This is a genomic window from Brevibacillus sp. RS1.1 (assembly GCF_013284365.1).
GTDB lineage: Bacteria > Bacillota > Bacilli > Brevibacillales > Brevibacillaceae > Brevibacillus > Brevibacillus brevis_D.
The window spans coordinates 901,913-914,372 of the sequence record NZ_JABSVA010000002.1 but is presented as its reverse complement, the minus strand read 5'-3'; the positions used below and the strand labels follow the sequence as shown (position 1 = coordinate 914,372).

The following is a 12,460-nucleotide window of genomic DNA, read 5'->3' as shown; positions in this document are numbered from 1 at the left end:
CACCTGAGGTGGCATTGTACAATCGAAGCGGTCATACTAAATGAGAGAGAAGGAAGAGACGAAAAGGAGAGACGATAAATGGATACAAACATAGAAAAAGCACTGCGTACGACGCTGGAATTTTGGGATCGGATGAAAAAGAGCCACGAGGACGACGCGGAGGACGATGCGAATCAGTTTGAGGCTTCGTTTTACCGCATGATGGATCACATTCGCGAGTGGTACGATCAGTTGGAGACGAAGCCTGATACGGTAGAGGATGCATTGCTTCTTCCGGACATGGCAGAGGTTGCAGAGCAGCTGCCTGTAGAAATCATGCTGAATTTTGAGACGGAGCTAGAATTGATCGTAGATGGGCAAATTCGGGAGGATGATGAGAAATACGATTAAAAACAGAGAACTTGTTGCATCCTATCCTTGACATGATTTACTAGAATATTGTGTTTGGGGAGGGTAAACACAAGTGGTACCTACTCTGTTATGCGTCATTATCATCATCCTTCTTCTGCCACCCATTGTATTTTTCGGTTATATGTACGCCCTGTCTAAACAGCCGAAGCACTCCATTATTCGTTCCCATCCTTTTTTGGGGTGGATGCGTTATTTGCTGGAAAAGCTCGGGCCTGAGTTTCGCCAGTATTGGTTTGAATCGGATACAGAAGGGAAGCCGTTCTCCCGTTCTGACTTTGTCGGTATGGTTTATGCGGCCAAATATAGGACCGACCTGATCTCGTTTGGTGGAAAACGCGATTACGAGAAGCCTGGCTTCTATTTGTCCAATGCGATGTTCCCGAGGCTGACGAGTGAGCTGCGGGTAGATAATGAGAAAGTCGTCCCTGGCAAAAAGTATGAGATTACCCATGAGGGTCTGTTTACAAGAAGAGAAAAGCTTATCGAGGAACTAGAGGTTAAGCCGTGGATGCTGCATGACGAGGATGTCATTGTCGTTGGCGAAAACAGAAGGCAGCCCTGGCGGATAAAAGGGATGTTCGGTGCTTCAGCTACCTCCTTTGGAGCAGTGGGAGAAAACTATATCATGTCCGCTGGGTATGGGGCACGTATGGCAGGCGGTTCTTGGATCAATACAGGAGAGGGTGGCGTTGCAGAAGTTCACCTCTCTACAGGTGTAGATATTATTTCGCAAATCGGGCCGGGGATGTTTGGCTTCCGTGATGACAAGGGCAAGTTTTCCATCGAAGAATTCAAGAAAAAGGCAAGCATCCCGAACATCAAAGCGTTCGAACTGAAATTTCATCAAGGGGCCAAAATACGCGGAGGGCATCTCGAGGGCGCCAAGGTCACGGAAAAAGTAGCGGCAGCGAGGCTGGTGCCTGTGGGACAAACCGTCAATTCACCGAACCGCTTCGAGTTCCTCACCAATCCGGATGAAGCCTTGCGTTTCATCGGTAGTTTGCAGGAGGCGGGAGGCAAGCCGGTGGGGGTGAAAATCGTCGTCGGCGATCCAAAGCGGTTGGAGCATTTTTTTGAGAAAATGCTGGAGCTGTCCATTTACCCGGATTTCATTACGGTTGACGGCTCAGAGGGCGGTTCAGGCGCAATGTTCAAGGCAATGGCAGATGGCATGGGCTTGCCACTGTTCGCCGCGCTCATCATACTCGATGATACGATGCGGAAATTCGGTGTCCGGGACCGCATCAGGATTTTTGCTTCCGGCAAGCTCGTTACCCCTGACAAAGTAGCGATCGCCATGGCATTGGGAGCGGATTGCGTCAACTCCGCGAGAGGCTTCATGATTGCAACTGGCTGCATCATGGCGATGCAATGCCATACAGGCAAATGTCCGACAGGAGTCACTACGACGGATTCCAAATACCAGGAGGCACTGGTGCCAGCAGAAAAGCAGTGGCGTGTCATGAACTATATTTTGCAGTTGAGGGAAGGCTTGTTCTCGCTGGCGGCAGCATGTGGTTTGGAGAGTCCGACCGAGCTTCGGAGAGAGCATGTCGTGTTTACCAACGAAAGCGGGGAGACTGTGCGTGTGGTTGACTTGTTTCCGTATCCGGTCGCGTCTAGATAAGTATTTACAGAGAAGATAAATAATGGTATGGTGAAAGAATCAGGCTATAGTACACCTTCCTTCTAACCCAATCCGATATTAGGGGTACTGCTTTCCTGATTTTTTTTTATGCCTATTAAAAAATGAAAAAGGCCGTATGATCCTGTGCAAGCGATCATGCGGCCTTTGTTTATGTCTACCGATTAGGAAATCGTGTTTTGCCCAGGCTTCCAGTCCATTGGGCACAATCCGCCTGATTGCAGAGCTTCGATCACACGGAGCGTCTCGTCTACGCTTCTGCCAACCTTGGAGTTGGAGATGACTGCGTATTGCAGGATGCCTTCTGGATCGATGATGAAGCTGCCGCGCAGCGGAGCTTTGGTTGCTTCGTCCAGCACACCGTATGCCATGGTCGCTTCTTTGCTGTAGTCAGAAGCGAGAGGGAAGGAGAGTGGACCGATGCCTTCACTCGCTCTCATCCATGCTTTGTGTGTATGTATGCTGTCGCCGCTAATGCCAAGCACCTCGACATTTAAATCCGTGAACTCCTTGATCCGGCGATTGAGGCTGAGAATTTCGGTCGGGCATACTTTCGAAAAGTCAAACGGATAAAAGAACAAAAGAAGCCATTTTCCACGATAGTCTACCAAGCTCTTTGGCAGGGGAAATCCGTTGTCAAATGTCACGGTGTCCATCGTAAAATCAGGTGCAGGAAGTCCAATACGTGCTGTCATAGTCCGATCTCCTCGTTTCTGATACCGTATGTCAGGTACTGGTAACAAAGTATCACGAATGATAAGGAGAATCAATTAGTTCGGAATATCAGAAGTGTAGTGGAGTTTTTTTGCATCGTTCTTTTGGAGAAGGAAGAAAACAGCTGGAATAAAGGAAACCAAGAAACAACAGGCGGCGATAATCGGAAATACGGACATTTCCAAAACAGCACGACCGAGATAGGTTTGCCAGCCGATTGCAGCCAAACCGAGCAAGTAGGCGATGCCCGTGAGATGGATGAGTCCAGTACGAGCAGTGGACACATGCTTTTTACGTTCCGCTAACCAAGCGACAAAAGGTACTGCTTGCAGAGCATGAAAACCAATGCCATGGAGCCAAATGATATTCCCTTCCTCTCCGACCACTCGACCATAGTTGAATGAGATCCAGAGGCCTGCCGCAAACGAGAGCATAATCGCAATCATGGCATAGCGGATGCCAATGGCTAGCTCTGGGTGTAGGGAATAAGCTTTTCTGCGGAAAAACTGAATGGCAATGAATACATAAAAGAGGACCAGAAGAAGAGCCACAAAAGTAAAAATGGAACCAACGGCGACGTCGAAGGGTGTTCCATTTTTGACGAACCTCGGGTCCACACCGCGGAAGTTTTGTACGGTTTCCGCTCCGTAAGAATAGAGAGCAAGCGGGATATAAGACCAGCGAAAGAAAGCTCTACTTCGTGTACCCAAGGCTGATAACGGAATGATTGCGGCTGTCGTCAATAAAAATATTCCGAGTGCGGCATTAAAGGAAACCGCTTTCGAGACATCGCCATTAGGAGCGACGGGTCCTCCGTGAAGCATGATCCAGATCGCGCATATGGCAGCGAGTAAGAAGCCGAGCAAGCCGGTGTACACTAACCATTTCTCCCCTTGAAAGAAAGGGGGGGCTGTATGACTTTTCCTAACAGATTGCTTCATGAATCGAGTTCTCCCTCCAGTAAAGTTTTGGTACTCTGCTACTCACTTTACAGGGATGAAGAATGCGGAATAACGGGCAGCGGGATGAAATCGAATTAGGACTGGGGACGGATTTATGTCTCGTTCCTGAGGAGAGCTTTACCATCAGGGAGAATTGAAGTAAGATGGTTAAAAATTACAAAAAGGAATAAAAAATCAGGCTATTGTACACCTTCCTTCTAAGCGAAAGGTTTCCTGATTTTTTTCGTGATGCCAATGAAAAATCAAATCTACCTTCGCCGGAAAAATAAAATCATCGTACATCAGGGGCAGCATGAACTGCCTACCTCTTATTTAGCTGCGGCTTTGCGCAATATAGAGAGCTTGGGCTATACCTTTTCACTGGAATTGCTAGAAAGAATCCGGACGCTGTCGGAAGGAGAGTTTTTTGCGCTCTATTCGGATGTGGTAGCTGTGCTAAAAGTAAAGATCGGGGCATCCCGCCAGTACAAGCCGATGTATCCGAATTTTCCTAGGCAAGTCATGGAGGCTAGCGAGAGTGAGCTTTTTGTAAATGCGATTATTCATTATTTGACGTTGGACCTTCCTGTGCACGAAGTGAAAAAACGTTTGCCTTTGCTAAGAGAATCTCGCCTGAAGCTGATTCATTTGGGCACAGACGAAGAGCTGCTTCAGATAGGAATGAACTTGCTGCGCGCCAATAGCTCGCTGTCTGCTACTGACAAGGAAGACTTGGAGGGCTTGATTCAGGCCTATGAAGGAGTCGCAGAAGCTCTGCCGACAGAGATTCCTCAAAAGGAAAACGTGGCGATCGCTGCTAGCTTGCTGCTCAAATATGACAAGCTTCCTGCTGCTTTTTTTGCCCACTATTGCAAGACCGCGACAGATGTATTGCGTCTGGCGGTGGCGTTGTCTGATGGAGATGTGAGCTTGGCAGAGCCTGCAAAATTTCGCAAGTTCAAACGCGGGGAAAGAAGGCTGCTCCTTAGCCTGCTGGAAGCCAGCTCGAATATCGTAGAAGACATGAATCGTTACAAAAACAGATGGATTCGTCTCGGGGAAATCTTGCATCCGTTTGAATATAAGGATCGCTATCCGAAAGCGGCAGAAGCATTCGATATTTTGCGCAACAATCACAAGATCGAGACATTCAATAGCCAAGTAGAGCAGGCGCTAGTACGTGCGGATGTGAATACGGCGATCAAGCTGCTCGAACAACGTCCAGGGGAATTTGCCCGTCGTCTGGATCATTTGTTGCGTTTGGTGGAGCAGGGGAGTCCAGTCCTTACTGCCTTCGAGAAAATTGCGGATATTGTATCGACTCCAGTTCTTTTGCAAGTCATGAATCACTTCGACAAACGGGACAGCTACGGGGAATGGCGGACCTTTTTTCCGAAAGGGCAAGTGGCGAAAGTACAGGCAATCGAAAACCGAGTGCCAGGCTTGCAAGAGGACATCAGACAGAAGGCAGCGGATATTTGCCGGACAGCGTTGTTGAACCGTTTTGCCCAATTGCCGTCGCTGGGCAACGTCTATATCGATCCACAGCTACAGGAGCATCTCGTTCCGTTTTCGATGCGATCCGCCAGCAAGGCATTGCGCACGATTGCACGCGGCTCCCGACTAGCGATCCCGGATGGAGAAACGATTCGCTTTTTCCTGTGGTGGAGGGAAGGGATCGTCAACGATGTCCCTACAGGCAGAGTCGATATCGATTTGTCTGCCGTACTCTATAACAAAGACTGGAAGTACATGGAGCATATTTCTTATACCAATCTGCGTTCCGACAAGTATCAAGCGTACCATAGCGGGGATATCGTGGAGGCTCCCAAAGGTGCGTGCGAATTCATCGACATCGGCATTGATTCTGTCATCCGCTATGGTGGTCGGTACGTCGTCATGAGCCTGTATTCGTATACGAGTCATCCTTATTGCGATTTGCCTGAATGCTACGCAGGCTGGATGATTCGGTCGGCGCCACAGACAGGAGAAATTTTCGAGCCGCAGACGGTACAGGACAAGATTGATCTCGCCGCAAACACGCAGATTTGTATCCCGGTCATTTTGGATCTCGTGGAGAGAAAAGTGATTTGGACGGATATCGCCCTGAATTCTGATCCGCGTTTTGCCAACAATGTGGAGTCCAATGCTGGAGGGGTGGAGCTGATGGGAAGAGCGCTCACCTCGTTGGTGAAGCCTACCCTGCATGAGTTGTTCATGCTTCATGCACAGGCGAGAGGGACGTTGACTGATGAAGCAGAAGAGGCGGATACGGTATTTTCCTTGGAGGAAGGGATTACGCCGTTTGATACGGAGATCATCATGGCGGATTTTATGCAGTAAGGTTAGGGGAGTGTAAGGCTTGGATTCGGTATTGTACCGGACTCAAGCCTTTTTATTTTGTCTATTCTAGCTGAAAATTTTTCTCCTATGTTCATGGAAATTTCAAATAAAACCCAATTAATAGTCATAACGAGCTATTTTTTTGCTAGTAACTGGAACTCTATAATGTCAAATGTAAATGGACAATTCAATTTGGAAAGAGGAGGAAAAAGAATTGGAAATGGATTCATTTTATTGGGAAATGGTCAAGAAAAATATTGGCGTGTATACCACTGAGGAACAAAAACGCCTAAAGGACGGAAAGGTCATCATATTTGGACTCGGTGGGGTCGGGGGAATGGAAGCGATTCTTTGCGCCCGCATGGGGATCGGGCATGTCACCGGAGTAGATCCTGATGAATTCGAGGTTTCTAACATCAATCGTCAGATGCTGGCTACGGTACATTCATTGGGTAAATCAAAAGCGGCGACGGCTGAAGAAGTTCTTCAATCCATAAACCCATACATATCTGTTCGATGCGTCCAGGCAAATGTCGATGAAGACAATGTGCTTGAACTGATGAAAGGGCATGATCTGGTGATTGAAGCAGTGGACGATATACCCTCCCGTGTTATCATCCACCGGACCGCGCGTGAGCTGGGCATACCAAGCGTGGGCATGTCAGGGAGCCCCCCAACCCGAGGGTTTGTCTCTTCCTTTTTTCCAGACGGCATTTCGTACGAAACAGCATTGAACATCCCAGGAGCAGGGGAAAAGTTGACCAATGAAGCGTTACGCCAAGAGATTGCTGACATAAAAAAAGCCAGGGCCTGGCACTCTGTCAAAGAAGGAGCTCCAAAGGAATGGGCAGAGGATTTTTGTGAGGGAAAGGCTGGCTGGATTATTACACCAGTTCGCGCTCATCTCATATCGCTTTTCAGCTTTCATGAAGCCGTGCAAATCTTGACGGGCAGAGAACCGTTGGCACGTGCACCCAAAGGAGTTCTCATTAATCTAGATACGGACACACCGGTAAAAGTGACAACTCCCCCTGATGGAACGTGGAACTATGCAACACTATAACGATTTTGAAAGAACAAAGGAGATGATCGTGTGTCATTGATAGAAAATAGCCAATTATATAACAATAGTTTTACCCGCAATTTCGGAATCATTACGAGTGAGGAGCAAGCCAAACTGCGAAATGCAAGAGTAACGGTGGTAGGTGCAGGCGGTGTGGGTGGAATCACATTGATTCAACTCGCCCGGATGGGTGTAGGGAAGCTTCATGTCATCGATCAAGACTCGTTTGAGGAAAGTAATCTCAATCGCCAAATGCTCAGCTTTGTCAGCAAAATCAACTCTCCCAAGGCGGAAGTAGCGAAGGAAATACTTCACGATATCAATCCAGAGCTGGAAGTAAAGGTAACAAGGGAGTTTGTTACCGAAGAAAATGCACATGATCTGCTGGGTGATACAGATGTGATTGTAGATGCTACGGATAATCTGGTTGCACGGGTAATCATTCATAGAACAGCAGCCGATATGGGGATTCCTTCCATCTGGATTGCGGTAACACCACCTTTCCGTGGAGGAGTCATGTGCATGACCCCGGACTCCTTGCCCTATGAGGTCGCCATGAGACACCCTTCTTACAAACAGCCTCTCACACCAGAGATGCGTGAAAAAATTAGTCAGATCAAAGACGAGCGTGCAAAGTATTCCGTATCGCAAGGCGCTTTGCCTGAATGGGCAGATGCCTATGTAAAAGGAGAGGCTCCATGGGCAGTGCTTGCTCCGGTAGCGAATATCGTCGGCGTATTGGCTAGCTTTGAGGCATTCAAACTAATCATTCAGAGACCAAACCTATTGCCAGCCGTTGCTCCCAATCTAGTCAAAGTCAATTTAGCTTCCGTCCAAATGGTACAGGTGGAAGCCCCGGCAGAGGGAAGCTGGGATAACACGCTACTATAAGGACTCCTATGTTGCATACCACCATTATCTTACTGGTAATCGCCATCTTGTCATTAGTGGCAAAGGATCTGGTTCTCGTCTACGCTTCCCTCTTGCTGCTCGGATTATCTTTGTTAAAAGCAGTGCCTGTCATGGATGCAATCCAAAAACCAATGTTCCATGTGGGTCTGTTTTGTCTAATGGTATTCTTGTTGATTCCGATTGCCAAAGGAAAATATGATTTCATCTCCCTTGGTAAGGAAATGGTCAGTTGGAAAGCAACGATAGCCATTTTAGCAGGTTTTATCATCTCTTATGTCGGGGGAAAAGGCTTAAGTATTTTGCCAGATCAACCGGTTGTTTTCATAGGCGTAACAATTGGAACACTTTTGGCCGTGCTACTGTCAAATGGGCTGCCCGCAGGCTTAATCATTGCAGCTGGATGCATTGCGTTGCTGTCGAGAATCTTCAATTTCTAGGACCCTCTAAATCTAATTTGAAAGAAGTGCCAAACTATGAATTTCAATCATCAAATGAAAAATCATTTTCTTATGCTAGTCATATCTTTAGGCCTGCTTGTTCAAGGGTGTTCAACTCCAGATTCCCCCCATCAAAATAGTACAACACAAGCTCAATCAGTAGTGGAATCAACCAGTGAGATCGTAACGGAAGAACTAAAAGTGCCAAGCATCGATCAGGACGTCTCCTTGTATGTGAGGCATATGAGTGCGAAAAACAAGGAAAAGTTTTCCAGTAAAGAGGTTGTGTTGTTTCTTGAACCGTTTAGCGTACCTACTGCCGAAGCTTTCGATGTTCCGGGATTCTCCTGGATGGAGGAATACGCAAAGCAAGGCTACGACACTTGGGCGATGGACTTCCGAGGGTTCGGGCATTCTACCCGACCAGTTGAGATGGATCAACCACCTGTAAAGAATGCTCCTGTCGTCCGTGCTACTGAGGCGGTAAAAGATCTGGAGGCTGTCGTCCAGCACATAAAGAAAACCCGACAAGTGGATAGAATCAGTATCGTAGGATGGTCATGGGGTGGAGTTGTTGCAGGGATGTACGCGACTGAACATTCCGATGATATTGAAAAACTCGTGCTTTATGGTGTTATGCATAGTTTTTCTTTGCCTTTGATGGCAACTCCGTTTGAAGCAAAAGGGAAGCCAGGTGAAATTAATCCCCAATTACCAGCATATCAGGTTGTCCAGTTTGACAAGGCCATGCACCATTGGCACATGATGCTAGATAAACGTGATCTGGTTTCTGGTGAGGCAATGAATGCTGTATCCAAGGTCTTCGTAAACGCTGATCCTAACAGCAGCAAGCAATCTGAACAGTCCATCCGCCGTCCAATGGGACCTTTGGTAGATCTGTATTACATATGGACGGACAGACCTATTTTTGATGCGGCGAAAATTACGACGCCAGTGTTGATCATTCGAGGAGATCTGGACTTTTTTGCCGATAAGTCCCTCTTCCATAAGCTGACCAATTCAACTGCAAAACAAGAAGTGGTTATCAAAGATGCCACACATTGGGTGTTGTATGAAAAAAATCGTGCTCAGCTCTTGCGTGAAACAGACGAATTCCTGAAAAAGTAAGTAAACTCGTAAGGATGTGCTGGAAATGAAGCCATTTCAAATTTTGGATGCAACACTGCGAGAAGGAGAGCAGCAAGCAGGCGTTCGCTTCACATGCGAAGACAAGATTCGCATACTGCATCTCTTGGAAAGCTATCAAATAAACCTCATAGAAGTGGGCCATCCCGGAATTTCTGCTCTGGATGAAGAAATCTGCCGAAAAGTGGCTCAATCGGCAAGACGAGCGCAAATACTAATGCATGCGAGAGCTACTGTTGAAGAAGTACATGCTGCAAAGCGCGCCAAAGCAGACTGGGTGGGGATATGGGCTTCCATTAATGATGTGTCTATCCAAACCAAATTCAGACATCACGAGGAAAGCTATATACTTGAGAAAGTCCAACAAGCAGTTATCGAAGCAAAAAAGCTTGGATTACAGGTTAGATTCACGATTGAAGACGCTTCACGGACAGAGTGGGAAAAGATATCCAGCTTAGGTCATGCTGCTTTGCAGGCAGGTGCAGATCGCATTAGTTTGGCAGATACTGTCGGGATTTGGGAGCCTGATACATGCAAAAAAATCGTAACTCGTGCCATTGAGGAGTTTGGATGCGAAATTGAAGTTCATCTGCATAATGATTTCGGTCTTGCTCAAGCGAATGCGCTGGCGGCTATTGATGCAGGCGCTTCTGTCATTGATGCGACAATTTTAGGGATCGGTGAAAGAGCAGGCATTACTGACTTGATCCAGCTTACTGTTGCGTTGCAAAAGCTGCGAAATGATCATCGATATTCTTTGGATAGAATTCCCGAGCTTGTCCAAGCGATACGTCTGACGACAGGGTATAGGCCGGACGAACTGCGCCCTATCACCGGGCAAAATGCCTTTACGCATACATCGGCTTACCATGTCCAAGCCGTAAAGAGAAATTCCAAAGCGTATGAGCCATTACCTCCCGAAACAATTGGAAGAACACGGCTTCTCGAAGAAAAGCGTCCTCCAATAGGAAGTCCAAAGCTACCTGTTTCCTTACAGGTAGGAAAGCCGTTTCCCAAAGGTGCTTCAGAGCTACAGTATCATCGTGACGGTCCAGGGATACGCTGGGTTATGATGGATTCGCGTGTTGATGAGCGAGCCTCATTCTATGTGATCCAAAGGATATTTGGACTATGCGATTTGTCCGGTATTCCTGAAAAGCATGTAGACAGACATGCGCATCATTGTGACAGTGCCTTCCTCTTTTGGGGAGATGCACCTGATGGCACTGGGCTGGTGTGTCATGTTCAACTCGGTGAAGAAGAGAAGACTGTTGAGAGTCCAGCGGCTATTTTTATCCCAGCAGGGGTCGAGCATTCCTATCACTATGTGTCTGGTCGCGGAACTTATACAAATATTGTATTGTCACCTGAATACAACAAAAGCTTGTTGGTTTCAGCAGCTTCTTCTGAAATACAAGTGAGCTAAAAGGTACAGGAATTTATTGAGGAGTGGGCGGCCATCTGGGCATGAGTACGGTATAGACCGGGCTCATGCCTTTTTCGGCTGAATACTTGAGTATTTGTGGTTACATCGACAAAACCCCGCCATAGATCGGCTCCTGCTGCGTTTTTTGTCCCCAAGTGCGCGTACCATACTCAAAATGCCACCACTCCTGCGGATAGTTGACGAATCCGGCAGTAGTCATCAAATGATAGAGCAGTCGGCGATTGTCTCGAATCTCGATGTCTTTTTGGGTAGGCTGTACGAGTTCTTCATAATGGCGAGTATCAGCTCTTTCACTGAAATCATCGAAGGCTGTCCCCATCTCCAGCCAGCCATCAGGCCCTGTGATAGTCAGATCGACTGCACCACCGGATAGGTGCGGGGACGGCTTGGAGAGGTCTGTTGTTGGATATGCGACGAATTTGCTCAATTCTTCCATGAGGGCGGGTCCCTCCTGCCAACCTTGTAAAAGCAGAGCTTCACGGAAACGCTCATACAACGATGCCTGTACCTCGAACGAGCGCCAGCCGTCCAGCACGACGAGCTTGTAGCCAACAGGAAGTTGGGCGGCAGCCGTGGCGAGCTTGCGTGCTGCCCCTTCTCGCAAAAAGGCTTCTGGCTGTGTTCCGGCATAGCCTTCGTGGTAGTAGGCTGGATAGACTGTGATTTGTTCACAAAGGGAAGAGAGAGGGATCATCAGTTCGCCGCATTCCTTGATCGGCAGTGGGCTGGGCAGGACCATGTCTGGTATTTTTGGAATCGGAGGAAATCGCATGACTGCACACCACTTTCGATTGTTTTGCCAATAGGGTAACGAAAAACGTCAAGTAAGTAAACGGTCATTATCTTAAATTTTCTGCCAATAGACACCTGCGAGGAATCGGCAGCTTTTGCTTGAATCCTCGGTAGCTTTTGCTATTATTAAAGCAAGTGCTTGTCAACGAAACGAATGACATTTACATATGGAAGAGAAACAGGTCCTTGTTTTTGCGAAACCGATTCGCAGGAGCAAGGTTAAAAGGGAAGTTTGGTGAAAAGCCAACGCGGTCCCGCCACTGTAAGAGAGTAGCTATTCTTCAAGGCATCATGCCATCCACTGCCCATCCGGGAGCGGGAAGGAGAAGAAGAGCGATGATCCTCAAGCCAGGAGACCTGCCTGTTTTACGTTTACACTGATTTCCTTCGGGTCAAAGGAAGAGGTGAGGATTGTTGCTTTTCAGCTATCCGCGCTTTGTTTTTCCTTACGTACTGGGGAAAACAGAGCGCTTTTTTTCTGTGAAAAACGTCTCGACGTTTTTCATAAAGGTGGATGCGACCGCTTGCGGTCAACAAAACGGTCATGACCGTTTTGTTGCTTCGGAAAGTATGGATAGAACAGCAGAGTAAAATACGTCACTTTTTGAG

12 protein-coding genes and 1 riboswitch are annotated in these 12,460 nt (G+C 47.6%); of the genes, 9 read left to right on the top strand and 3 right to left on the bottom strand.

What is annotated here, in order from left to right:
- Positions 1–78 precede the first annotated feature (78 nt).
- The gene (locus tag HP570_RS09795) at positions 79–390 is read left to right on the top strand and encodes a hypothetical protein (protein ID WP_173625602.1); all 312 of its coding nucleotides are present in this window, start codon (positions 79–81) and stop codon (positions 388–390) included.
- A gap of 73 nt (positions 391–463) precedes the next feature.
- Entirely contained in the window at positions 464–2,038 is a 1,575-nt protein-coding gene (locus HP570_RS09790; RefSeq protein ID WP_173625601.1) for an FMN-binding glutamate synthase family protein, read from the top strand.
- A gap of 182 nt (positions 2,039–2,220) precedes the next feature.
- Here HP570_RS09790 and HP570_RS09785 read toward each other — a convergent pair whose 3' ends face one another.
- Both HP570_RS09785 and HP570_RS09780 read right to left on the bottom strand, forming a co-directional pair.
- Positions 2,221–2,751, bottom strand: a complete 531-nt coding sequence (locus HP570_RS09785) for a peroxiredoxin (protein ID WP_012684957.1) — start codon at positions 2,749–2,751, stop codon at positions 2,221–2,223.
- A 75-nt stretch (positions 2,752–2,826) separates the two neighbouring features.
- Positions 2,827–3,711: a hypothetical protein gene (locus HP570_RS09780; RefSeq protein WP_173625600.1), complete on the bottom strand. Its 885-nt coding sequence runs from the start codon at positions 3,709–3,711 to the stop codon at positions 2,827–2,829.
- A 255-nt stretch (positions 3,712–3,966) separates the two neighbouring features.
- Between HP570_RS09780 and HP570_RS09775 the strand changes: the two genes are divergently transcribed.
- From HP570_RS09775 to HP570_RS09750, 6 genes are all read left to right on the top strand, one after another.
- Complete coding sequence (locus tag HP570_RS09775; RefSeq protein ID WP_173625599.1) at positions 3,967–6,054, top strand: TerD family protein; 2,088 nt, start codon at positions 3,967–3,969, stop codon at positions 6,052–6,054.
- 214 nt (positions 6,055–6,268) lie between these two features.
- Positions 6,269–7,117, top strand: a complete 849-nt coding sequence (locus HP570_RS09770) for a HesA/MoeB/ThiF family protein (RefSeq protein ID WP_173625598.1) — start codon at positions 6,269–6,271, stop codon at positions 7,115–7,117.
- 30 nt (positions 7,118–7,147) lie between these two features.
- Positions 7,148–8,008 carry a HesA/MoeB/ThiF family protein gene (locus HP570_RS09765; protein ID WP_173606142.1) on the top strand — a complete coding sequence of 287 codons (861 nt, stop codon included), beginning with the start codon at positions 7,148–7,150 and terminating at the stop codon, positions 8,006–8,008.
- 8 nt (positions 8,009–8,016) lie between these two features.
- On the top strand, positions 8,017–8,466 hold the full coding sequence (locus HP570_RS09760) for a DUF441 domain-containing protein (RefSeq protein ID WP_173625597.1): 450 nt from the start codon (positions 8,017–8,019) through the stop codon (positions 8,464–8,466).
- A gap of 36 nt (positions 8,467–8,502) precedes the next feature.
- The gene (locus HP570_RS09755; RefSeq protein WP_173625596.1) at positions 8,503–9,594 is read left to right on the top strand and encodes an alpha/beta hydrolase; all 1,092 of its coding nucleotides are present in this window, start codon (positions 8,503–8,505) and stop codon (positions 9,592–9,594) included.
- Positions 9,595–9,619: 25 nt separating this feature from the next.
- Positions 9,620–11,038 (top strand): LeuA family protein, encoded by a 1,419-nt coding sequence (locus HP570_RS09750; RefSeq protein WP_173625595.1) that lies wholly within the window; start codon positions 9,620–9,622, stop codon positions 11,036–11,038.
- Between the two features lie 100 nt (positions 11,039–11,138).
- Here HP570_RS09750 and HP570_RS09745 read toward each other — a convergent pair whose 3' ends face one another.
- Entirely contained in the window at positions 11,139–11,831 is a 693-nt protein-coding gene (locus tag HP570_RS09745; RefSeq protein WP_173625594.1) for a M15 family metallopeptidase, read from the bottom strand.
- A gap of 183 nt (positions 11,832–12,014) precedes the next feature.
- Positions 12,015–12,230: riboswitch (cobalamin riboswitch) on the top strand.
- Positions 12,231–12,265: 35 nt separating this feature from the next.
- On the opposite strand from HP570_RS09745, the gene HP570_RS09740 reads away from it, so the two are divergent.
- On the top strand, positions 12,266–12,442 hold the full coding sequence (locus tag HP570_RS09740; RefSeq protein WP_254495155.1) for a hypothetical protein: 177 nt from the start codon (positions 12,266–12,268) through the stop codon (positions 12,440–12,442).
- Positions 12,443–12,460 lie beyond the last annotated feature (18 nt).

Excerpts from the sequence above, each read along its gene's own strand:
- HP570_RS09760 (WP_173625597.1), top strand. The coding sequence starts at position 8,017 with ATGTTGCATACCACCATTATCTTACTGGTAATCGCCATCTTGTCATTA.
- HP570_RS09780 (WP_173625600.1), bottom strand. The coding sequence starts at position 3,711 with ATGAAGCAATCTGTTAGGAAAAGTCATACAGCCCCCCCTTTCTTTCAA.
- HP570_RS09750 (WP_173625595.1), top strand. The coding sequence starts at position 9,620 with ATGAAGCCATTTCAAATTTTGGATGCAACACTGCGAGAAGGAGAGCAG.
- HP570_RS09755 (WP_173625596.1), top strand. The coding sequence starts at position 8,503 with ATGAATTTCAATCATCAAATGAAAAATCATTTTCTTATGCTAGTCATA.
- HP570_RS09785 (WP_012684957.1), bottom strand. The coding sequence starts at position 2,751 with ATGACAGCACGTATTGGACTTCCTGCACCTGATTTTACGATGGACACC.
- HP570_RS09795 (WP_173625602.1), top strand. The coding sequence starts at position 79 with ATGGATACAAACATAGAAAAAGCACTGCGTACGACGCTGGAATTTTGG.
- HP570_RS09775 (WP_173625599.1), top strand. The coding sequence starts at position 3,967 with ATGAAAAATCAAATCTACCTTCGCCGGAAAAATAAAATCATCGTACAT.
- HP570_RS09745 (WP_173625594.1), bottom strand. The coding sequence starts at position 11,831 with ATGCGATTTCCTCCGATTCCAAAAATACCAGACATGGTCCTGCCCAGC.